The following is a 25033-nucleotide window of genomic DNA, read 5'->3' as shown; positions in this document are numbered from 1 at the left end:
TTGTGGCCAGTCTATCACCATGATGACTGGCCTTTATTTTTTAGTTATTGAAAGTCGCATTATACATTCATAGTAATTATAGATTCCATTGCTGAATCGTTCAGCTAAAAATACAACCTCCAATCCGCAGTCAAGGAGTAGCCTAATAGAATAAAACTTCAAGTACTCCCGCCCTATATTTTCCACTCTACGAAATAGCATTATTATTACTGTTGTTTATTATTAACAATAAATAATAAAATCAATGATTACAGCAAGTTATAAATAAAGCCTATTTATCGAAACGTTTAACTCATTTCGATGAAAAATGTCATCATATATTTTTAATATCTGGACATTGCAGAAAAGTTTCTTTCTGACTATATCATCTAATACGAAAGAACTATTTTTGGTGCTCAGACTACGACTTTATTTGTTCAGAAACTGATATCTGTAAATCTCATCCATGAAATTACATGTGCAAGTTCATCATTATGATGAACGAGGCACCTGTCTGCTCATTTTCCCGGCACGCCGTTGCGGATTAATACTCCCGACCTGCCATCAGGAGTGAACATATGCGTCTACTCGCCGTTGTATCGAAGTTGACTGGTGTTTCTACCAATGTTGAAGCCTCTGAAATTACGCTCAACTCACCTTCTATTGTGAAACTTTCCGTTTCGCGTGAGGAGGTCAGCCAGTTGACTCGCGTTAATCAGGATCTGGTTGTCACACTCCGTTCAGGTGAAACCATCACCATTAAAAATTTTTACGTCGGAAAAGGTGATGCGCAAAACCAGCTGGTTCTGGAAGACAGCAATGGCGCGCTGTGGTGGGTTCAGGATACGGATGGCGCTTTCCATTTTCAGCACCTGGACGATCTCACTCCGCTGATGACGGCCGAAGGCAGTCATGACGGTGGCGCAGTCTGGCCCTGGGTTCTCGGCGGGGTCGTTGCCGCAGGTGGGATTGCAGCTATAGCCTCTTCTGGCGGCGGTGGCGGACATCACAATAACGACAACGGCTCAGGCAATGGTAATCCCGGTGGTAGTACGGATCCTGGCGTTGGAACAAATCCAGATGGTGGCACTAATCCAGGCGGTAATAATAGCGGAGATACCACTCCACCAACATCCCCAACTGCACTGGTGGTCTCCCCTGATGGCAAGTCGTTGACCGGGCAGGCAGAACCGGGCAGTACAGTCATCATTAAAGATGCGCAGGGCAACATTGTTGGTCAGGGTAAAGCAGACAGTGACGGCAAATTTGCGATCGATCTTAATCCCCCTAAACTCAGCGGAGAACACCTGACCGTTACCGCAACCGATGCGGCAGGTAATACCAGCCCCGCCGCGAGCGTTAACGCGCCCGATATTCCTCTGCCTGCCACACCGGTATTTTCTGCTGCTATAGACGATCAGACACCGGAAACCGGGACTGTCGCTAACAAGCAATTTACCAATGACAATACCCCGACGCTACAGGGAACCGGCACCCCCGGCTCAACTATCCATATTTATGTTGATGGCAAAGAGACAGGTACCGCCGTGGTGGGATCGAATGGAAAATGGAGCTTTGCTATTGCCACACCGCTGGCAGATGGTGAACACAGCTTTACAGCCATTGCTACCAACCTTAAAGGCAGCAGCGGAGAATCTACCCAATTCACACTCAACATTGATACTCACACCCCAGAAGCCCCTGTACTTGAAGCCCTAACGGATAAAACAGGTTACATTACTGGTCTACTCATCAATAACGCACACACTGATGAAGCAAAACCAACCCTATCCGGTAAAGGTGAAGCAGGAAATACCATTACCATCCGTGAAGGGAACATCATTCTGGGGACGACTGTCGTTGATGCCAGCGGCCAGTGGAGCTTCACCCCGACAACAGCGTTAAGCGACGGCGCACATACGTTCACGATCCAACAGACGGATAAAGCAGGAAACGTCAGCGAAATAACGACAACCCCAACGATTATTGTTGATACGACTCCCCCACCTGCTGCGGTGGTTGACTCAGTCTCCGTGGATGGCACCACCGTAACAGGTCATGCTGAAATCGGCAGTACCGTCTCCATCTATGATGCCGATAACAATCTCCTCGGTTCAGCTGTAGTAGGCCAGGATGGCTTATTCAGTATTACGCTGAATCCAGCGAAAACGCATGGCGAAACGCTGGAAACACGTATCCGTGATGAGGTAGGTAATAACGGACCGGCAGGCCAATTTACTGCATCAAACTCTCAATATCCTTCTCAACCGATCATCATCACCGTGTCAGATGACATTGGGAGCGTGACCGGTGCTCTGAAAAACGGCGATGCTACAGATGACAATCGCCCGACCATCAGCGGCACTGCTGAACCGGGAAGTGTTATCACAATTAATGACAATGGCGTGCCAATGCCAACAATCTCGCCGGTGATTGCTGACAACGATGGGAAGTGGAGCTTTACGCCCTCTCAACCACTTCCTGATGGCGATCATCTTTTTACCGCAACGGCGACAAATAGCTTCGGCACCAGCGGACAGTCCATCAGCTTTGCGGTTGATATCGACACCCAACCTCCGGTGCTGGAAGATTTGGAAGTCATTAATCAGGGAACCACGCTGACAGGCTCCACCGAAGCAGGCAGCACGGTGGTGATTAAAGACAGTCAGGGAAATGTTTTGGGAAGCGGTAAGGCAGGTAATGACGGCTCATTCTCAATAGGCATTAATCCCGCCAAAACCAATGGTGAAACGCTGACCATTTCGGTCACTGATAGAGCCTCAAATACGGGTCCTGTAGAGAGCCTGAAAGTACCGGATATTTCGCCACCAGCCTCCCCTTCCGGACTAACTGTCGCTGCCGACGGTGAATCCGTTAGTGGTCAGGCGGAACCCGGTTCTACGGTTATCATCAAAGACGTCGCGGGTAACGTACTGGGTACCGGGATCGCCAACGGCAGCGGGCAATTCATCGCCCCGCTAAATTCACCACAAACCAATGGCGAAGCGTTGACGGCAACAGCCAAAGACGCTGCACAAAATGAGAGTCTACCGTCTACCGTGCTCGCACCGGATACGAGCGCACCACTCGCACCAGAAAATGTGAAAGTGAGCCCGGAAGGCACCAGCGTAACGGGGACGGCTGAACCAGGCAGTACAATAACCATTACCGCACCGGACGGCAGCACCATCGGTACTGGAAAAACGGGAAGCGATGGCAACTTTAGCGTACCGCTTTCACCTGCGCAGACGAATGGCGAAACCGTCAGCGTCACCGCCACTGACAGCGCTAAAAATGAAAGCCCGGCGCAAACGGCGGTAGCGCCGGATATTACCGCCCCCGATAAGCCCATTATTTTGCAGGTATTTGATGATGTCGCAGACGATACCGGGCCACTCACCAGTGGACAAACAACCAACGACAACCGTCCGACGCTGAGCGGCACAGCAGAAGCTGGCTCAACGGTAGAGATATTTGATAACGGGGTATCTCTAGGTGTGGCCGTAATGCAGCCTGACGGTAGCTGGAGCTTCACCCCTCAGACCGACCTCGGTGAAGGGAAACACCAGCTTACGGCTGTCGCTACAGATACCAAAGGCAACGCCAGCCCGGCGACCGCATTTGAACTGATTGTTGATACGCAGTCACCGCAAATGCCTGCCATTACCCATGTAACGGATGACAAACCGGGCATTGTCGGTTCCATCGCCAATAACGGTCTGACCAATGATAACACGCCAACCATCAACGGAACCGGCGAACCCGGCTCAATAGTTCATCTGATGCGTGACGGGCAACTGATTGCAGATATTACCGTCGATACTAGCGGAATATGGAGCTACACCCCGCCGCAAACGTTGCCCGATAATAAATATGAATTTACAGTGACAGCCAGCGACAGCAATGGAAACACGACACCTCTCTCCGCAGGGTTCACCATTACCATTGACAGCACGGCACCTCTCGCCCCGGGATTTTCTGCGATCCTTGATCCTGATAAAAATCCTATCGATACCAGTCAACCGACCAACTCTTCTCAGCCACAGTTAACCGGTAGTGGCACCGCTGGCGACACCATCACCATTTATGACAATGGCAAGCCGATTGGTGAAACAAAGGTTGGCACGGATGGAAACTGGCAATTCACGCCGCCAGTGGTACTGGGTGACGGCACACATGTTCTGACGGCAACCGCCAGCGATCCGGCGGGCAATGAAGGCCCGAAATCCACCAGCTTCACGCTACAGGTCGATACAAATGCGCCAAATGCACCACAAATCCTGTCAGCAACCATTGTTGTGGGTACCGAAAATGTCGTTCTGGCTAATGGCAGCACAACGAACCAGGAAACTCCGCTTCTGAGCGGTACCGGCGAGCCAGGCGCCACGGTTACGCTCTATAATAATGGCACTGAGGTGGACACGGTAAAGGTCAATGCACAAGGGAAATGGACCTACCAGCCAACCGCCAACTTATCTGAAGGGTTAAACGTCATCACCGCGACGGCTACCGATGCGGCAGGCAACGTCAGCCCGGTATCCGGCGTCTACTCGATCACAATTGATACCATTCCACCTGCGAAACCTGACGTACCGCTAATCACCGATAACGTTCTACCCGTTGTCGGAAACGTTGCCAGTGGTGGCACAACCAATGACACCACGCCCACCTTCAGCGGGAAGGGAGAACCGGGTAGCACTATCACTATCTACAATAACGGCAGCGAAATTGGTCAAACAACGGTAGGTGATAACGGGAGCTGGACTTTTACCCCGAGCCCATTAGACCCAGACACGACTTACGTCATCACCACAACTGAAACCGACATTGCGGGCAATACCAGCGATCCGTCGGATCCCGTCACCCTAACCATTGACACAACAGCACCAGGCAATCCTACCATCGGATTTGCGACGGATGATGACAACACGCCCAATGCCAACTTTAACAGCGGCGCCACCACCGATGACAATACGCCGGTTATTCATGGTACGGGTGAAGCTGGCAGTATTATTACTGTATTCAATGGCGCTACCGTTCTGGGCGTGGCCACCGTCGACAGTTCTGGCAACTGGGAATTCCCCATTACCAGCGCCCTGCTCGATGGTACCTATACCCTGACCGCCAGCGCAAAAGACGCCGCCGGTAATCCCAGCGGGACATCGAACAGCTTTACCTTTACCGTTGATACCATTCCTCTGCAGGCACCGGTAGTGACGGAAATCCTTGATAACGTCAACCCGGTCACTGGCACTCTGAGCGATGGCTCCTTCACTAACGACCAGACGTTAACCATCAACGGCACCGGAGAGACGGGCAGCACAATAACGATTTATGACAATGGCACAGTTATAGGGACCGCAAACGTTATTGATGGAAAATGGACCTTCACCACGCCTGCACTTTCAGAAGATCCTCACGCGCTGACCTTCAGTGCAGATGACGGAGCCGGAAACACGACGGTTCAAACGCCGGCCATTAATATCACCGTAGATATTACACCGCCGCCAGCCCCTGTCATTCAGGTGATCACAGAGGATGGCTCCCGGGTCTCTGGTATGGCCGATCCTCTGAGCACCATTGAAATCCGTGATGGATCAGGGAAATTGCTCGGAACTGCTACCGCCAACGGCACCGGCGAATTCACCGTCACCTTAAGCCCGGCCCAGACCAACGGCGGTGAACTCACGGCGAAAGCAATTGATCGCGCGGGTAACGAAAGCCCCAATGCGACCTTTCCCGCCTCTGACAGCGGTCTGCCTGATGTGCCGTTCATTACCGCGATTGACGACGATGTCGGTAGCGTACAGGGAAATATTCTCACTGCTGGCGGTAGAACAGACGACACCACCCCCACGCTTCGTGGCACAACGGAAGTGGGGTCGACGGTCGAAGTCTTTATTAACAGCACCAGCGCTGGCCAGGCCATCGTTGATACCAGCGGCAATTGGACATTTGCGGTTCCCACCCTGCCGGGCGAAGGGAACTACGATTTTACCGTTCAGGCCACCAACGGTAACGGCAAGGGCGGTCTGTCCGCCCCCGTTGCAATAACGGTAGATTTAACCGCACCGCTCCAGCCGGTGATTGTCAACGCGACGGATGACGTTCCCGGCTACACCGGCTCACTGGCTAACGCCGCGCTAACAAACGATGCGCGCCCCACGCTCAACGGTACCGGCGAAGCAGGTGCCACTATAACCATCTTTGATAATGGCAATGCGATCGGCACTACCACCGTCGCTCAAAACGGTAGCTGGAGCTTCACGCCGGGAAGTAATCTCAGTAACAGCCAGCATGTGTTCACCGCCCGCGCAACGGATAGTGCAGGTAATACCGGGGCTATTTCGGGCGATTTCACCCTGACCATTGACGCACAAGCGCCCACCGTCCCGACAATTACATCGGTGATTGACGATAACAACCTACCGAACGTTTCCGTCTTACCAGGCCAGGTAACTGACGATCGCCAGCCCGTGCTGAACGGTACGGGCGAAACCGGTGCGACAATTAATATCTTTGATAACGGCGTACTCCTTGGTACGACCGTAGTAGGTGCAGGAGGAGCCTGGTCCTGGACGGTTGACAGCGCGCTAACGGAAGGCAGCCACACCCTGACCGTCAGCGCCACCGACCCGGCAGGTAACACCAGCGCAGCCTCCTCTGGGTGGAATATCGTCGTGGATGTGACGCCCCCCGCCGTACCAACGCTCACTTCCGTGGTAGACGATCAGCCCGGTTTAACCGGCAATCTGGTCAGCGGTCAACTCACCAACGACGCGACTCCGACGCTCAACGGTCGCGGAGAAATCGGAGCTACAATTAATATCTGGCTGGATGGCGGAACAACACCGATTGGCACAGCCATTGTTGATGGAACCGGGTCGTGGAGCTTCACGCCTGGAACGCCACTCACTAATGGTAACCATACCTTTACCCTCAGCGCGACTGACCCAGCCGGCAACACCAGCGCCCTGTCCGGTGGATTTACGCTGAATGTTGACGCCACTCCACCTGTAGCGCCAGTCATTACCAGCATCGCGGATAATACGGCCCCCGTGATAGGCGTCGTACCGAATGGTGGAAGCACCAACGAGACAAGGCCGACAATTACCGGAACCGGTGAAGCAGGCTCGACGATATCTATTTATAACGGCGCTTCTCTCGTGGGCACCGCCCTCGTCCAGGCCAGCGGCAACTGGAGCTTTACACCAACAAATGCGCTTGCTGCGGGCACATGGAATCTTACCGCGAAGGCAACAGATACCGCGGGAAATACCGGGCCTGCATCAGATGTTCGCTCATTCACTATTGATACCACCGCCCCCGTTGCACCTGTCATAACCACCGTCTTTGACGATCAAGGGCCACTCACCGGCAATCTCAGCAATGGACAAATTACTGATGATGCCCGCCCGACATTCAGCGGTACCAGCGAACCCAACGCCATAATCCGTATCTTTGACAACGGCTCTTTGTTAACGGAGATAACCGCTAACAGCAGCGGTAACTGGAGCTATACGCCTACGCAACCAACAGCGCCTGCAATGGCCACGGGAAATCATGTCATCACCGTAACGGCCATCGATGCGGCGGGTAATGTGAGTCCTGCATCGGACAGCTTCACATTCGTGGTGGATACCACCGCGCCATTGCTACCGGTTATTACCCTGGTGACCGATGATATGCCCCCTGGCACCGGGGCGATTACTAACGGACAAAGCACCAACGATCCAACGCCGACGTTTAGCGGAACAGCGGAGGCCGGAGCCACAATCACCCTGTATGAGAATAATACCGTCCTGGGAACCACCACCGTATTAGCCAACGGTACCTGGAGCGTCACCACCTCCACGTTGGGAAGCGGTACACATACCATTACCGCTGTCGCTACAGATGCCGCAGGCAACGCCAGCCAACCAACAGGCGGTTTTACGCTGACTGTCGACACATCGGCCCCCGCTACGCCAATCCTGACTACCGTCGTGGATGACGTTGCTGGCGGTGTATTCGGCAACCTGAATAACGGTCAGATCAGTAATGACAGCCGGCCAACACTGAACGGGACTGCTGAGGTGGGAAGTACGGTAAGTGTTTATGACGGCAACACCTTGTTGGGAACAACCACGGCTGGAGCAGGTGGCGTCTGGAGCTTCACGCCGGGAACCCCGCTCAGCGAAGGCTCGCACACGCTAACCGTCACCGCCACCGATGCGGCGGGTAATAACAGCCCGGCGACCAACAGTTTTGTGATAGTCGTTGATACCACCGCGCCAGGCGTGCCAGTTATTGTCAGCATTATTGATGATGTGCCTAACATCACTGGTGCAGTGGGTAATGGTCAGTCCACCAATGATACCCTCCCCACGCTCAACGGCACGGCGGAAGCCAACAGCACGGTCAATATCTTTGACAACGGCGCGCTGGTGGCCTCCGTAACGGCGAACGCCAGCGGAAACTGGACCTGGACTCCCACCTCAGCGTTGAGCCAGGGCACGCATGCTTATACGGTTAATGCCACTGATACGGCGGGTAACGTGAGCCCCACCTCTCCTGGCTCGTCGATTGTAGTGGATACCCTTGCGCCCGGCGCGCCGACAGGCCTGACTATCAATGCCACCGGAAACCGCGTCACCGGTACAGCTGAAGCAGGGAGCACCGTGACCATTACATCCAGTACAGGAACCGTACTGGGAACCGCCACTGCGGATGGTGCCGGCAGCTTTGTGGTGGCGCTTTCCCCGGCACAAACCAGCGGCCAGGCGCTGCTGGCATTTGCTCAGGATAAAGCGGGTAATACCGGTGTTTCTGCCGGGTTCACTGCCCCGGATACCCGCGTACCCGATGCCCCAACCATCGTCAGTGTTGTAGATGATTTCGGCATTTATACCGGGATTATCGCCAATGGTCAGGTAACCAACGATGCCTTACCTACGCTAAACGGAACGGCACAGGCCAATGCCGTCATCAATATTTACAACAACGGGGCGCTGCTTGGCTTCACAACGGCTAACGCCAGCGGCGTCTGGTCCTTCACGCCTGACAGCAATTTGACCGAGGGCTCGCACGCCTTTACCGCGACCGCAACCAACGCGAACGGCACAGGAGCCGCATCAGGTCCCGCCACGGTGGTGGTCGACACACTGGCTCCCAATACGCCAACCGGCATACTGAGTGCGGATGGCGGTTCGCTAACAGGTCAGGCAGAAGCAAACAGCACGGTGACGGTGACAATCCCTGGCGCGGGTACCTACACCACGACGGCAGGAAGCAACGGCGCCTGGTCATTGACCTTGCCGACCAAACAAATTGAAGGGCAGAAGCTGGGCATAACCGCAACCGATGCGGCGGGCAATACGTCGGGGTCGCTCTCCATTACCGCCCCAATCCTCCCACTCTCGGCTAACGATAACGTCACCAGCCTCGCTCTGACGACCACCGCAACCACCAGCTCACAAAGCTACTCTGACTACGGTCTGCTGTTGGTAGGTGCTTTGGGGAATGTCGCCTCCGTTCTGGGTAATGACACCGCACAGGTACAGTTCACCATTGCCACCGGCGGTTCTGGCAATGTTACGATCGATGCGGCAGCGACAGGCATTGTTCTGTCATTGCTCAGTACCCAGGAGATTGTGGTGCAGCGCTTTGATGCCACTCTCGGCACCTGGAGCACCTTCATCAACACTGCAAATGGCGACTTCGCAAATCTACTGACGTTAACTGGTAGCGGCGTCACCCTGAATCTGACCGGCCTGACCGGCGGGCAGTATCGCGTGCTGACGTATAACACCAGCCTGCTGGCGACAGGTTCATATACCAGCCTGGACGTAGACGTTCATCAGACCAGCGCAGGCGTTGTCAGCGGGCCGACCGTCAATACTGGTAACGTGATGGCCGATGACGTTACGCCAACCGGAACAACACTAACATCAGTCACTGATGCCAGCGGGAAAACCACCGTCGTTAGCGCGGGTGGGGTCGATATCACAGGTCAGTACGGCACCCTGCACATCAACCAGGACGGCAGCTACAGCTACAAATTAACTAACACCAGCGCCGCGGTTTACGGTCAAAAAGAGAGCTTCACCTATACCATCACACAGGGTAGCAACAGCAGCTCGGCACATCTGGTGATCAACCTGGGGCCAGCCCCGGCGGCCACCACCGTTATTGCGGCCGACAACAATGCTGCCATGGTCTTTGATACCAGCGTCAGCTATGTCAACAATGGGCCATCAGTACAAAGCGGTCTGACGGTATTAAGCGTCGGAGTTGGTACCGTACTTAACGCCAACCTGCTTGATGACATGAGCAATCCGATTATCTTTGATGTAGAGGATGGCTCAACCCGTACGATGACCATTCAAGGGACCGTTGGCGGCGTAACGCTGGCCTCAACGTTCGATCTTTATATCTACCGCTTCAATGATGCGATCCAGCAGTTTGAACAATACCGGGTGCAAAAAGGCTGGATCAACACCCTGCTGCTGAATGGCAATTCACAGCCGTTGACGGTAACGCTGCCAGGCGGTGAATACCTGTTTGTACTGAATACCGCCAGCGGGATCAGCGCCCTCACCGGTTACACGCTCAATATCTCGCAGGATCATACCTATGCCGTAGATAGCACTACCGCCAATACCACCGGCAATGTGTTAACTAACGATATTGTGCCGCCAGATGCGGTGATCACTGAAGTCAACGGCGTGGCTGTCCCGGCATCGGGAAGCACCACCATAAACGGACTCTACGGTACGTTATCCATTGATGCAAAAGGAAATTACACCTATACCCTGAAAAACGGCGTTGGTGCGGACAGCATCAAATCCCCGGACAGCTTCGTCTATACCGTTCGCGCGCAGAATGGTGATACGGATACCGCCTCACTGAATATCACGCCAACCCCGCAGGCGTTGAATGCCGTCGATGACGTCAGCAGCATCATGGCGGTAAATACCGTTCAGGACTCGGCTGCATATGGCAGCGGCGCGCTGGGAACAGCGACAATTCCGACACTGGGGAGCAAGGCAACCGCGACAGGTTCGTTTGACATCGCGACAAATGACGTCCTGAAAAACGCTACGCTTAACTTCGATATCAACACGCTAATCACCGTCGGTACGCTCGGTGTGAGCTGGACGATAACCGGCCCTGGCGGATACACACTTTCAGGTTCGGTACCTGCCAGCGCCATCAGTCTGTTAGGCAGTTCAATCGCGGTCTCGCTGGGGAATGCCGAACTGACCGCAGGTCATTACAGCGTCAGCTTCACAGGAACGATGGGAGGGCTGGCCGTGGGCAACGTCAGCATTACGCCGAACGTCACCGGCACCACCTGGCACCTTAATACCTTTGATGTCAACACCACCACGGTAAATGGCAATATTTTTGATGGTAGTGATGCGGCAGGTGCCCACGATCAGCTGTCAACCGTCCATACCCTGCTTACCGTCAATGGCTATAACGGCAGTACCGCCACGCTCAATCCGACCAGCAGTACCAGTAGCGCCACCGTTCAGGGCCATTATGGTTCACTGACCATGAATCTGGATGGCTCATACACCTACACGCTGAAGCCGGGTACGACCGTGGCATCGATGACCACCAAAGAGACCTTCACCTATACGCTTAATGACCAAAACGGACATACGGACACCGCCACGCTGACCATCAATATGAATCCGCAGCTGGCAAGCTCCTCACAGCATGATGTGATCACCGGATCGGTCTACGGCGATACGCTTATCTATCACCTGCTTAATGCCAACAACGCAACCGGAGGGAACAACAGCGACAGCTGGACCAACTTCTCTATGGCCCAGGGTGACAAGATCGATATCCACGAACTGCTGAGCGGATGGAACCATCAGGCCTCAACGCTTGGGAACTACGTGCAGGTCACCACCAACGGATCCAACACCGTGATCGCCATCGACCGCGATGGTACGGGTGGAACTTATCAATCCACCAACCTCATCACCCTGGAGAACGTCAACACCACGCTGAATGAACTGCTACAGAACAACCATCTCATCACGGGTGGTTAATACATAAAGCTCCGGGCGCCACGACGCCCGGAGCAACTGCCGTAACGGTTGTATTTGAAAGGGATGAGATATGGGAAAAGTCATGCCCGTGGCATTACTGCTGGCATTAACGCTGTGTTCCATGCAGGTGAATGCCGAGGATGAACCGCAAATTATTACGCCGGAAGGGTTGGCAAACAGCCAGATGCTTCCAAACCTTGACGGCTCCGTTGCCGATCTGCCGCTAAGCTCCGCCGCCCCCGGTACTCTGACGCTGAACGATGCCGTGAGTCGTGCCGTGAGCTGGCACCCATCCATTCGTGAATCTATCGGCAAATTACTCACACAGAATGAGCAGATAGACGTGGCGAAATCGAAATATTACCCGCAGGTAACTGCCGGAATGAACAACGGCTACAGCAATACTTACACCGACCACGGCTTTAGCCCAGCCCTGGTTATTTCGGTGTCACAAATGCTGTATGACTTCGGCAAAGTGGCCAGCCAGGTCCGTGCTGAAACCGCAGGTTCCGCGCAGCAGCAGGCTAATGTGTTACTCAGTATTGATACCATCGCGCACGCGACCGCCAACGCGATAGTTCAGGTGCAGACGTGGCAGCAAATGGTGGATGCCGCCGAGGAGCAACTCGCCGCTCTGAACGGCATTGGCCGATTGACCCGGCAACGTAATGATGAAGGCGCAACCTCGCTATCGGACGTGGTACAAACCGATGCGCGTATAGAGTCTGCGCGTTCGCAACTGGCGCAGTACCAGGCCAATCTCGACAGCAGCAAGGCAACGCTGATGAGTTTTCTCGGCTGGAACTCGCTCAACGGCATCAGCAATGAATTCCCCGGCAAACTGGACAGCAGTTGTGATGTCGTAAAACCCGACGATAAGCTGGTTCCTGCCGTGCTGGCGGCGTGGGCGCAGGCAAATGTGGCGCAGGCCAACCTCGACTACGCCAACGCGCAAATGACGCCGACTATCTCTCTGGAGCCGTCGGTTCAGCACTATCTCAACGACAAATACCCCAGCCATGAGGTACTCGACAAAACCCAGTACTCCGCATGGGTAAAAGTTGAAATGCCGCTGTATCAGGGGGGTGGACTTACCGCCAGACGCAATGCCGCCAGTCATGCGGTTGAGTCAGCCCAGTATTCTATTCAACGAACCCGGCTTGAGGTACGGCAGAAATTACTGGAATCCCGCAGCCAGGCGATGAGTCTCGCCACCGCCCTGCAAATTCTGCGACGCCAGCAGCGACTGAGTGAACAAACGCGCGAGCTGTATCAACAGCAGTATCTGGATCTTGGTTCACGCCCGTTGCTCGATGTGCTTAACGCCGAGCAGGAGGTGTATCAGGCGCGCTTTGCTGAACTCCAGACCCAAAACCAGCTGCGCCAGTTACAGCTTAACTGCCTCTACAATACCGGATCGCTACGCCAGGCGTTCGCCTTAAATAACCGCAGCATTCAATCGGTGGAGATACAGCTATGAGCGACGTCGATTCACATGCGGAAGAGGCCATTGGCGAACAGGCTCTGAGCCAGTGGGCGCAGGCGATGACGTATATTGCCAGCCACTATCGCGTTGCCTGCTCCCCCGGCGCAATCCAGGCCAACGCCCCGTGGTTTGCAGGGAAAAACCGCACCCTCGCGCTGACACAACTGGCGCGCCAGGCGGGCCTGTCATTTCACGCGCTGGACACCACAAAGCAGGCGTTCAGCCAGTGGCGTTTACCGGTAGTAGCGGAACTGCGCGACGGCCAAATCATGGTGATAGAGCATTTCAACGGTGACGATGCACTGGATGTTTTTATCATCGCCGAAGAGGGGCAACGTAACCGGGTGACGGTCGCAGAGCTTGTGCCAGAGATCGTAAGCATTACCGCGCTGCGTCCGCTTTCGGCGCTAAAAGACAGTCGGGTAGACCGCTATATTTCTCGCTTTAAACCCGACTGGATGCGCGAACTGGTTTTACAGGATATCCACCCTTACCTGCCAGTGATGGTTGCCGCTTTTCTGATTAACGTTCTGTCGCTCTCCGGGATTATCTTTTCGATGCAGGTCTACGATCGGGTGATTCCGGCGCAGTCATATCCGACGCTGTATGTTCTCTCAACCGGCGTTCTGGTGGCGGTCCTGTTTGGCTTTCTGCTGCGCGAAGCACGTACCCACATTATGGATCTGCTGGGTAAACGCGCCGATATGCGCATTTCCGATCGGGTATTCAGCCATGCCCTGCGGCTGCGTAATAGCGCCGTACCTCGCTCGACGGGGAGCTTTATTTCTCAACTCCGCGAGCTGGAGCAGGTTCGCGAGATGATCACCTCCTCGACCATGTCGACTATTGTCGATCTGCCTTTTTTCTTTCTGTTTATCGTGGTACTGGCCTGCATTGCCCCGCCGCTGGCATGGATAGCGCCCGTCGCCGCCCTGCTGATGATCCTGCCAGGTTTACTGTTACAGAAGAAGCTGGCTGTGCTCGCCAACCAGGCCGCACATGAATCCACCCTGCGTAATGCGGTACTGGTTGAAAGCGTTCAGGGGCTGGAGGACATCAAGCTGATGCAGGCGGAAAACCGCTTTTTACAGCAGTGGAACAGCTACATCCGCATTACCGGAGAGTCCGGACTGCGCACGCGCAAGCTGACTCAGGGGCTGATTGGCTGGGGCATGTCGGTACAGAGTCTGGTCTACGCCGCCATTATTATGTTCGGCGCGCCGATGGTCATTGAAGGCACGATGACCACCGGGGCCGTGGTGGCCGCCTCCATGCTCGGTTCCAGAATGATTGCCCCAATGGCTAACCTATGCGGCGTGCTGGCCCGCTGGCAGCAGGTTAAAGCAGCGAAGATGGGGTTGGACAGCATCATGCAGCTCCCTACCGAAACGCAGTACGATGAAGATCGGGTACATCAGGAGATTCTTCACGGTCATTATCTCTTTGAAAACGCGCACTTTCGCTACCACAGCGACGATCAGCGCGTTCCGCTGCGTATCTCCCGTCTGGAGATCATGCCCGGGGAACGAATAGCGATCCTCGGTCGTAACGGCGCGGGGAAATCAACGCTGCTGCAGGCCATGGCGGGCGGCGTGGAGATTATTCAGGGCGAGGTCCGACTCGATAACCTGAGCCTGGCGCAAATCGATATGGCCGATTTACGCCGCAACATCGGTTTTCTCAGCCAGAATGCGCGCCTGTTTTTCGGCACCCTGCGTGAGAACCTGACTCTCGGCGCGCCGCATGCCAGCGACGCGCAGATATTCGAAGCGCTGGAGGTCAGCGGCGCAGCGGCTTTTGTTAAACAACTCGCCAAAGGGCTGGCGCATCCGATTATGGAGGGCGGCAACGGTCTGTCCGGGGGACAGAGGCAGTCGATTTTGCTGGCAAGAATGCTGCTGCGCTCGCCCAATATCGTACTACTCGACGAACCCAGTGCTTCACTGGATGAACATACCGAGCGGGAGTTTATTCAGCGGCTGAACCTGTGGCTGGGCAACCGCACATTGATTGTCGCCACCCATCGCGTGCCGGTTCTGGAGCTGGTTGAGCGCGTGGTGGTGTTGAAAGAAGGTCAACTGGTGATGGATGCCCCGAAAGCGCAGGCGTTGAATGCGAGTCGGGCACCTGTACCGACTCACGGTCGGGAGTGGAAAAATGAAAACCAATCCGCATGACGCCGCCATGGACGATCTCGATATCCGCCGCGAACACCGTTTTTCCGGGGCCAGCCGCATTATTCTGCTCAGCACGCTGTTGTTTGCCGTGCTGGGTATCTGGGCGTATTTCGGTAAACTGGATGAAGTGTCGACCGGCAGCGGGAAAGTGATCCCCAGCTCACGTGAGCAGGTATTGCAGTCGCTGGATGGCGGGATCCTCGCCGAGCTGACGGTGCGCGAGGGCGATAAGGTGCAGGCCAATCAAATCGTGGCACGCCTCGATCCTACCCGCTCTGAGTCCAACGTTGGGGAAAGCGCCGCCCGCTATCGCGCCTCGCTGGCTTCCAGCGCGCGGCTTAATGCTGAAGTTAACGATCTGCCGCTGACCTTTCCCGATTCACTGCGCGCCTGGCCGGATCTCATCGCCTCCGAAACGCGTCTGTATAAAAGCCGCCGCGCGCAGCTTGCTGATTCTATGGCGGAACTGCAGGACGCGCTGGTCTCAGTTAACAAAGAGCTGGCCATTACCCAGCGCCTGGAGAAAAGCGGCGCCGCCAGCCATGTGGAAGTGCTGCGCCTGCAACGACAAAAAAGCGATCTGGGATTAAAAATTACCGACCTGCGTTCCCAATACTTCGTGCAGGCGCGTGAAGCGCTGTCTAAAGCCAACGCCGAAGTGGATATGCTGGCAGCTATTTTGAAAGGACGTGAGGATTCCGTCACCCGGCTGACAGTGCGCGCGCCCATGCGCGGTATTGTGAAAAATATCCAGGTCACCACCATTGGCGGGGTTATCCCACCCAATGGCGAAATGATGGAAATAGTGCCAATAGACGATCATCTACTGATTGAAACCCGTCTGTCGCCGCGTGATATCGCATTTATTCACCCAGGCCAGCGAGCGCTGGTCAAGATAACCGCTTATGACTACGCCATTTATGGCGGTCTGGAAGGCGTAGTTGAAACCATCTCTCCGGACACCATCCAGGATAAAGCGAAACCGGAAATCTTCTACTACCGCGTGTTTATCCGTACCCATCAGGACTACCTGGAGAACAAACTGGGACGCCATTTCTCCATCGTACCGGGCATGATTGCCACAGTGGATATAAAAACAGGTGAAAAAACCATCGCCGACTATTTAATCAAACCATTTAATCGGGCTAAAGAAGCGCTGCGCGAGCGGTAAATCCTTGAGGATAAGGGGTTGCGGGGGCTGGTCACGCGTGTCACAAGTCTGTTATACTTGCTCTAACACATTGGGGCTGATTCTGGATTCGACGGGATTCGCGAAACCCAAGGTGCATGCCGAGGGGCGGTTGGCCTCGTAAAAAGCCGCAAAAAAATAGTCGCAAACGACGAAAACTACGCTTTAGCAGCTTAATAACCTGCTCTGAGCCCTCTCTCCCTAGCTTCCGCTCTTAAGACGGGGATCAAAGAGAGGTCAAACCCAAAAGAGATCGCGTGGATGCCCTGCCTGGGGTTGAAGCGTTAAAACTAATCAGGCTAGTCTGGTAGTGGCGTGTCCGTCCGCAGGTGCCAGGCGAATGTAAAGACGAACTAAGCATGTAGTACCGAGGATGTAGGAATTTCGGACGCGGGTTCAACTCCCGCCAGCTCCACCAAAATTCTCCATCGGTGATTACCAGAGTCATCCGATGAAGTCCTAAGAGCCCGCACGGCGCAAGCCCTGCGGGCTTTTTTGTGTCTGTTGTTGCCCGAGGGCATCCGGCTAAATCCAGAGAAAATTGGTACACGTTTAGGTACACGCTATATTGTGGTCCATTAAACGTGTACTAACTATGGAAAGATTCCAGACATGGCGCGTATCACACGCCCCCTCACTAACAACGAGATCCTTAAAGCTAAGCCCCAAGAAAAAGAAGGCATGGTCAGTTTTGAACGATATACTAACCTTTACTTGCGAAAAACTTCATAGATTACAAACTCAAGGCACTTATACAGAGCTGAAATTTTCCGGCTGCATTAGAACATCAAGCCATTAAGCGTTGTTTCTCTCATGCTCAATGAGCCATTCTTTGCGCGAAATACCACCACCATAACCAGTCATTTTGCCATCTTTTCCAATTATCCGGTGACAAGGGATCACTATCGCAATTCGGTTTGCGCCATTAGCTGCAGCGACGGCGCGCACAGCATTGGGCTTATTAAGCCGAATTGAAATCGCCTGATAGTGTGAGGTCTGGCCATATGGAACTGCACGCAGCTCATGCCAGACAGATTGTTGAAAATCACTGCCCGGAGTATCGACAGAGAGCTCAAACTGTCGGCGAGTTCCGGCAAAATACTCGCTGATTTCTTTTACTGTCTGCCGGGTATGGCTGTTTTCTCCGGTGACAATTCTGGCGTTAAATAAACGCTGGATATCGCGAAATTCTGTTTCTAACATCCGGCGATCGGTAAACTCCAGCAGACAGACACCCCTCTCTGTAGCACAGACAAACATCGGTCCAAGCATAGTGGTAAACCGGTGAATGACAATCACCTGGGTTGCCTGAGTCGGCGCTGCGCCAGTAAGCCGCTTGTAGGTATAACCAAAGCCGCTCAGGGATTCATAGCCATTGTCCAGCGCAACGTCAGTCGCCGCTCGTCCGCTTTTCAGCTCCTGCAGGGCAATATTCACCCGCTGCATTCGCTGGAAAGCCTGAAAAGTGATGCCATGGTGTTGCAGGAACCAGCGTCTTACCCGCTCCGGGCTGATGCCATGCTGGCGAAGCTGCGTGTCAGCTACACGGGATTTTATATCGCGCCTGACAAGCGCAAGCGCCTGTTCAACAAATAATGGCGCGCTGTGCGCATTTTCTGCGGGTCTGCAGACTTTACAGGGACGAAACCCGGCCGCCAGGGCCGATTTAGCATCTTTATAAAATTCGACATTTTCGCGTTTGGGCTTTCGTGCCCGGCATACAGAAATACAGAATACGCCAGTGGTTTTGACGCCAACAAAAAACACGCCAGTATATTCTGGAGCTCGTTCAAGTAATGCCTGATACCAGATATCACACAAATTCTTATCGGTTATTTTCATCACCAAAAAGTCCTTCAAACGTCTGACGAGTTCGAATCGCATGCATGACATCAGTCAGCGTTGACTGCATGGCCGAATGAACAAAATTGCCCATTGAAATGCGGCTTGCCCCGGCCCGTTTCAGCCTGTCGAATGACGGTAGATCGGGCATACACATGACATTCAGGGGCAATCCCGTTGCCTCTGCTATGAGGCTAATGTCTTTCTCTGACGTCAGGCAGGGAACAAAAAGGCCGTCGGCACCTGCAGCTTTATAGCGTTGACCCCGTAATATCGTCTCCTGCAACGCGTCTTCATGCCCGAGCAAGTACGTGTCAGTCCGGATATTCATAAACAGACGATAATCTTCCCTTCTCAGCATATTGCACACTGCTCTCAGGTTACGGGAAAAATCAGAGGCATCGTCAAGCTGACGAACCCCGTTTATGACTCGGCTGTCTTCGAGGTTAACGCCTGCGACGCCTGTCTGAGCAAGGCGCCTCAGATTGGCTGCTATCTCTTCGGCTGAATCACCATACCCTGCTTCCATGTCAACGCTCAATGGCAGGTTGCTGACAGCCCGGATCCGGGTGACCATATAAAATAACTCATCAAACGGCATTTCCTGGCCGTCGTCATATCCCAGTGTGGACGCTATAGCTGCACTGGACGTTCCCAGTACCTGATAGCCTGCTTTTTGCGCTGCGACAGCACTGGCGGCATCCCAGACGTTGGCGATAAGAAGAGGCTCATGCTGATAGTGGCGTTCTGCAAAGTTCATATTCATATCCTCTCGATAGATTGAAAATGAATCTAAGCACTCAGGAAGAACCTCACAACCGAAATTCAGACGACCATTTTTTAGCAAACATCGTCTGAACATGAGTGCGGAACAGACCAAACCTTTTAAGGTCAGGTTCTGGCTTCGAGCATGGCAAGAACAGCCCAACGTGCCGCATCGTCTGCGATATTTTCCGGCAACGCATCAGCCCGCAGCGTGATATAAGCATCAACAGCCTTTCTGATGGCCATGCTGACGGAATCACGATCGTGCGTTGCCAGCGTGGAAGTCAGCAAGTCATCAGGATCAATGCTGAGGAATTCGATGCGGCGAACCCCACGTTGCGGTAGATTGGCACGACGGTACAGCATAGGTCCCAGCACTTGCTCGCGGAAGAATGCCAGCATGCCTATCGCTTCAAAGAGTTCGCCTCTTCCCAGCTTAACCACTGCATAATGAAGCCAGATCCAGGCTCGGGACTCAAACCACTCCGGCGTCATGTTGGGCCACTGAGCACTAAATTTTGCCAGTTGGCGCTCCAGAGCAGTGCTATCACGGGTAAATAACACTGCTGGCTCCTCAACGCGTTTAGTGAGCATTTCCAGGGTGACGAATTTCAGATCGACATGAAGGAGTTCGGGACCATACAGGCAGATAAGCAGACGAGGCTCTCCCACATGTTCCCCGGTGAAAGCATGGAGCAGGTGACCCAGTGTTCCGGCGAACACAATACGCTGAGCCATGATTTCGTCATAGTGGAGAGGGTCTACAACAACGACAAAATCCAGATCGGAGTATTTATCAAATCCGCCATGGATAATCGAGCCGCCAGCAAGAAGGGAATGAATTCGCGAATCAGACTGGAATTTAAGCTTGAGTTGCTCTGCAAAACTTCTGTGTAAATCGGGTAATGTACTAAGCATACTTTTTCCTGTTCACAAAAAATACAAAGCATTTCAGAATATCGAGTAGTTTATATTCAGGCCAGATATTTTTGCAGGAACAGTCATGTCCTTCGAAGACGCTCACTTAGCCGCATGCCCACTATTGGTGGGTAAGACCAGAGAGCGAAGTGCAGCGTTTAGTTGGGGGAACGTTTGATCATCCGCATTGGCAACGCCCTCAGATTCCATCGAATGGTGAAATCCTGCCCACCTATCAGTCGTATTGCTAGCACAGTTTTAGAACATCCTGTCAGAACGAGTAGCGGATATGCAAGCCAGGATAAAATGTAGTTAGTCAAACCATCAACAAGTAATCTGCCGACACGGGAAAATACGCCATAAGAATTGCTACTTCATCGCGTCTATAAATGTTCAGGAGGGTTCAATGTCTTCATCTTTTCAACATCGTTTCATTCTCACAGGTGGCCCAGGGTCAGGCAAAAGCACGATAATTGATACCATTATAAAAAGAGGTTTTTGGTGTTCTAAAGAAGCTGGACGAGGTGTTATACAAGACCAGGTTAACATCGGCGGTGATGCATTGCCATGGGCCAATCAAACTGCGTTCGCAGAGCTCATGCTATCCTGGGAAATGCGTTCATGGCACGAAGCAGAAGGGCAAACAAGACCCTGCTTCTTCGACCGTGGTGTTCCTGATGTTGTAGGTTATTTACGTCTTTCAGAGCTTACCATACCGAAGCATGTGGAAAACGCCATCGAGAGATTTCGCTATAACCGAACAGTATTTATTGCCCCCCCCTGGCGTGACATATATGTACAGGATACCGAGCGCAAGCAATCTTTCGAGATCGCCGTCGCGACATATCACGCAATGGTGCAAACATACCGTATGTATGGTTATCAGTTGATTGAATTGCCATGCGTTTCTGTTGAGGAGCGTGTGGATTTTATCCTTTCCAGGATAGTACGCTGATAAAACAGCAACTACGCGTAATGGTGAATCACTCTGCCTGAATCGGCCATCGTGGCAAGAAAACACATTCTCTATGCGCGCTTGCAGACTGCAATTTATGCTTATATGAAAATCCGCAATGAGGGTTTGAATTTTATTTAAGAGGGAATAAATGCGTACTCGTCCATCCTCTCGATTGATAGTTCTTTCACCTGAAAATCACGTTCTGCTCTTTAGGTTCTGCCATAAAGATGATGCTCTGGATGGAAAAAATTACTGGGCAACGCCAGGGGGAGGACTTGAGCACAACGAGTCTTTTGAGCAGGCGGCGTTACGTGAATTATTTGAAGAAACGGGCCTGACAAGAAAAACGGCGGGACCACAAATAGCCGCCAGAACCTTCCCTATGATGTTGCCAGGTGGTGAGAACGTTCTTGCTGAAGAACATTTCTTTATTATTACTGCAGATAAATCAGATATTGACCGATCTGGTTGGAGTAACAACGAAAAAGAAGTCATTCGCGAGCACTATTGGTGGAGCTTAGAAGAGCTCAAACAAACTAATGAAATCATCTTCCCACTCGATTTGATAATTAACATACTTGAAGGCTTCCCCTTCACTTAACTCTCTGAAACGGCTTAGATGTCCACTTCTGGCACGAAGTGGACAAGTTACCTGAGCTGAGGTCCGCTATGAGCGAGGAACGGACACTGGGTTTACCGCTTCGGTAAAACTTAACTGGTAGATTTCGATACTACACCAGACCCGCTAAACAACATGCGGATGCCGAGGCCTATCATGACAACGCCTGTAAATCGCTCCTGCCATTTAATAAAGCCTGGGTGTTTACCTAGCCAGTTTCCAAATGTCCCAGATGCCATCGCGACTGACCCCAAGGAAACAATTCCTGCCAGCTTTTGGATACTACCCAGAATAAGCAATTGCAGCCAGACAGGACCGGCGACGGGATCGACAAACTGAGGAAGAAAAGCAAACATGAACAGTAGGGATTTTGGGTTAGTCAGGCTATTCAGGGCGCCTTCCTTGACGGCATTCCAGTCAGAAATTTTGGCTGTTTTTCGCAGCCGGGTATCTGTGCCTGAAGTCGCTATCATTTTTATGCCCAACCACATCAGATAAGCCGCACCGGCCCACCTTAGCAGATCTAGCGCAACCGGCCAGGCATGAACAACGGTTACCAGTCCCAGGACAAGAAAAGAAACTTGCACAAAACCAGCTACAAATACATTCCCCAGTACCGTAAGCAATGCAATACGTCTTCCCTGGCCGACTCCTCGGGCGATAGTCAGCATCATGTCTGGCCCCGGAGAAATCTCCAGTAGAGTCAGCGCAAGAAGGAAGGTCATAAACGTTTCGATGGAAGGCATTTTGGTCGAGTCTGGAACAATATTTCCGCTACGTTACCTCAGTCCGATTCGAGTCGAAAGCGAAATGTACTGCAACGTCCGCTTACGGCACTATGCGGACGGCTAGCAGGATCACGGAGACCGTTACAAGCAACGAGCGAACATAGTTTGCATCTCTATTGTTGATAGTGACGCTGAGTGGATGCAGGATGCCGCAGGAGGGATGCTTCGGGGCGTATTGGACGTCGCACCAGCTCCCCTCCGCAGTTCGGGCACTGGCCATTAAGCCGTTGGGTCACGCAATCGGCGCAAAATGTGCATTCGAATGAACAGATGTATGCCCCTTTTGATTCAGGTGGCAGATCTTTATCACAGCATTCGCAATTAGGACGGAGTTCAAGCATGGTGCTCTCTTATTGTTAAAGGCACATCATTGGACATACCAAAAGCCCTCTATCGGTATCACTTTTGCGATAAACGACGTTATTGTTTATGCCCGTATGAAATAAGCATGGTCTACAGGCCGGAAAAATCAAGAGAGTGAATTATTTGATAGAAACGCTCACCTTCGGAAACGAACGACCAGCCTATAACGCCCCAATCAATCACATAAAAATCAAACAGATAAAACTTTTCATATCAACATTATCACTACAATTTTTACACCTTCCCTTTCGCGCAAAAAAACAATACCCGCCATAAAAATAACCGTATTAATTGCTCAAAGCTGCACAAAATGGATAAATAACGTTAGCAGCACTTACAGTTTTTTCCTAAAGTCAGCGCTTCGTTTTTATGTCATGCTTCATCACGCTAATAACTTATAACGCTAAGCGAGGATATTATGAAAAAGACAATTATCGCATTATCTGCAATTCTGCTGGCTTCTCCTGTTATTGCCGCAACAACACACGCAACCGATAATGATGTCGCTGCCGCGCACGAAAACGCGAATACTGCAAAAGAGAAACTGCATCAGGCGCAGAATCAGGGTGAAGAGCAAAAATTAAAAGCAAAACATGCTGCTGAAGGTAAGCAAGATGACCTGAGTAGCAAGGTGAGTGAGGGCTCACAAAAAGCCTGGAATACAACCAAGGAAGGCGCTGAAAAAGGTTGGAATGCAACAAAAGAAGTTACCGAGAAAGGCTGGAATAAGACCAAAGAAGGTGCAGCCTCCGTTGAGAAAAAAGTCAGCGAATAATCCTCCAGCCATTCAATAATAAAAGCCGCTTTCGCGGCTTTTATTATTAGCATGACCCGCCCTGAATAGCGTTGACACGTTCCTGACTTAAATCCGCAGAACGTGATGATGACTGAGTTCAAACGCCCCTAACGTGATTATCCTGCCATGGTCGCCACCGTGTAATAACCTTGTGGTATCATCAGCACCTCACAGTTGTTGACCGCCATCCACTCTCCCTGCGACCCGCTAAAATACTGTCTGTTATTACCATAAGCTACAATTATATTAATTTTAGATAATCAGCCTCGCGCCTGCTGACATTAATGAGTAAAGGTTTACTATAGGCCTGTCTTTTTTAGCAGGAAAGTAAAATGAAAAAACAAAAAGGGTTGCTGATTATTGCCCTTGCTTTCACTCTGGCATCATGTGCTTCAATTCCTGAAAATATCAAAGGTAATAATCAACCAGATATACAAAAGAACTTTATCTCCGTGCATAACCAACCGGGGTTATATACAGGCCAGCAGGCCCGATTTGGGGGTAAAGTCATCAATGTAATTAACACCAAAACGGATACGGTACTGGAAATCGCCGTTCTGCCGCTGAACAACGACGCTAAACCACAAATAGACGCCAGCTATCAGGGACGTATTCTTGCCCAACAGAATGGTTTTCTCGATCCGGTAAATTACAGAAACCACTTCGTGACTATTTTAGGGACAATTCAAGGAGATGAACAAGGATTCATCAACAAAATCCCGTACAACTTTGTTAAAGTTGATTTACAAGGCATTCAGGTTTGGCATTTAACTGAGTCCGTAAACACGACCTATAATATGTGGGATTACGGTTATGGCGCGTTCTGGCCCGGACCGATGTGGGGAATGCCCTACTCCGCAAGTACCGTAACCGAGGTTACGCCAGAGCTAGTGAAATAATCCCTGTAGTACGATGATGCGAATAGACTCCGGAGTCGAGTGTTTGCCAACACGCATTTTAATCACTCCGCGTTTCGCTTATTGCGTCATCGTGCTCCATGCGATCCTTCGCTAAATATTCATTATTTCTGCTGCATATAATTTAACCGCTAACTTTTAGCGCAAAAATGGGCGTTACTTTTCTCATGCCTGACCATCTTCTGTTAT

General features: G+C 52.4%; 13 protein-coding genes and 1 other RNA gene. 9 read left to right on the top strand and 5 right to left on the bottom strand.

Annotation, left to right across the window (positions count from 1 at the left end):
- The first annotated feature begins 557 nt into the window (after positions 1 to 557).
- The 5 genes from FDX14_RS11255 (at position 558) to ssrA (ending at position 17296) form a co-directional block, all read left to right on the top strand.
- Positions 558 to 12026, top strand: a complete 11469-nt coding sequence (locus tag FDX14_RS11255) for a BapA/Bap/LapF family large adhesin (protein WP_137349534.1) — start codon at positions 558 to 560, stop codon at positions 12024 to 12026.
- 70 nt (positions 12027 to 12096) lie between these two features.
- On the top strand, positions 12097 to 13506 hold the full coding sequence (locus tag FDX14_RS11250; protein ID WP_137349533.1) for a TolC family outer membrane protein: 1410 nt from the start codon (positions 12097 to 12099) through the stop codon (positions 13504 to 13506).
- The gene (locus tag FDX14_RS11245) at positions 13503 to 15689 is read left to right on the top strand and encodes a type I secretion system permease/ATPase (RefSeq protein WP_137349532.1); all 2187 of its coding nucleotides are present in this window, start codon (positions 13503 to 13505) and stop codon (positions 15687 to 15689) included. Before FDX14_RS11250 ends, FDX14_RS11245 begins: the two co-directional genes overlap by 4 nt.
- A 7-nt stretch (positions 15690 to 15696) precedes the next feature.
- The gene (locus FDX14_RS11240; RefSeq protein WP_137349546.1) at positions 15697 to 16860 is read left to right on the top strand and encodes a beta-barrel domain-containing protein; all 1164 of its coding nucleotides are present in this window, start codon (positions 15697 to 15699) and stop codon (positions 16858 to 16860) included.
- 72 nt (positions 16861 to 16932) lie between these two features.
- Positions 16933 to 17296: a transfer-messenger RNA gene (ssrA, locus tag FDX14_RS11235) on the top strand.
- A 377-nt stretch (positions 17297 to 17673) separates the two neighbouring features.
- On the opposite strand, the gene FDX14_RS11230 is transcribed toward ssrA, so the two are convergent.
- The 3 genes from FDX14_RS11230 to FDX14_RS11220 form a co-directional block, all read right to left on the bottom strand.
- Positions 17674 to 18720: a bifunctional transcriptional activator/DNA repair enzyme AdaA gene (locus tag FDX14_RS11230; protein ID WP_137349545.1), complete on the bottom strand. Its 1047-nt coding sequence runs from the start codon at positions 18718 to 18720 to the stop codon at positions 17674 to 17676.
- Positions 18704 to 19480 (bottom strand): isocitrate lyase/PEP mutase family protein, encoded by a 777-nt coding sequence (locus FDX14_RS11225; protein ID WP_061382286.1) that lies wholly within the window; start codon positions 19478 to 19480, stop codon positions 18704 to 18706. The genes FDX14_RS11230 and FDX14_RS11225 overlap by 17 nt, the downstream gene beginning before the upstream one ends.
- A 131-nt stretch (positions 19481 to 19611) precedes the next feature.
- On the bottom strand, positions 19612 to 20403 hold the full coding sequence (locus tag FDX14_RS11220) for a hypothetical protein (protein ID WP_061382287.1): 792 nt from the start codon (positions 20401 to 20403) through the stop codon (positions 19612 to 19614).
- Between the two features lie 406 nt (positions 20404 to 20809).
- On the opposite strand from FDX14_RS11220, the gene FDX14_RS11215 reads away from it, so the two are divergent.
- Together FDX14_RS11215 and FDX14_RS11210 are read left to right on the top strand one after the other, a co-directional pair.
- Positions 20810 to 21358, top strand: coding sequence for an AAA family ATPase (locus FDX14_RS11215; protein ID WP_137349531.1), 549 nt, complete (start codon positions 20810 to 20812; stop codon positions 21356 to 21358).
- A gap of 151 nt (positions 21359 to 21509) precedes the next feature.
- Complete coding sequence (locus tag FDX14_RS11210) at positions 21510 to 21962, top strand: NUDIX hydrolase (protein WP_137349530.1); 453 nt, start codon at positions 21510 to 21512, stop codon at positions 21960 to 21962.
- A gap of 110 nt (positions 21963 to 22072) precedes the next feature.
- On the opposite strand, the gene FDX14_RS11205 is transcribed toward FDX14_RS11210, so the two are convergent.
- Together FDX14_RS11205 and FDX14_RS11200 are read right to left on the bottom strand one after the other, a co-directional pair.
- Entirely contained in the window at positions 22073 to 22726 is a 654-nt protein-coding gene (locus FDX14_RS11205; protein ID WP_137349529.1) for a LysE family translocator, read from the bottom strand.
- Between the two features lie 155 nt (positions 22727 to 22881).
- Positions 22882 to 23109: a DUF1272 domain-containing protein gene (locus FDX14_RS11200; RefSeq protein WP_137349528.1), complete on the bottom strand. Its 228-nt coding sequence runs from the start codon at positions 23107 to 23109 to the stop codon at positions 22882 to 22884.
- A gap of 440 nt (positions 23110 to 23549) precedes the next feature.
- On the opposite strand from FDX14_RS11200, the gene FDX14_RS11195 reads away from it, so the two are divergent.
- Entirely contained in the window at positions 23550 to 23906 is a 357-nt protein-coding gene (locus FDX14_RS11195) for a KPN_00521 family repetitive protein (protein ID WP_137349527.1), read from the top strand.
- 353 nt (positions 23907 to 24259) lie between these two features.
- Positions 24260 to 24826: a Slp family lipoprotein gene (locus FDX14_RS11190; RefSeq protein WP_137349526.1), complete on the top strand. Its 567-nt coding sequence runs from the start codon at positions 24260 to 24262 to the stop codon at positions 24824 to 24826.
- Positions 24827 to 25033: the final 207 nt, after the last annotated feature.

The sequence above is a fragment of the Citrobacter sp. wls710 genome, from assembly GCF_005281115.1.
GTDB classification, from domain to species: domain Bacteria; phylum Pseudomonadota; class Gammaproteobacteria; order Enterobacterales; family Enterobacteriaceae; genus Citrobacter; species Citrobacter werkmanii.
Note: the sequence above shows the minus strand (reverse complement) of the source record. Positions and strands in the feature narration are given on the sequence as shown.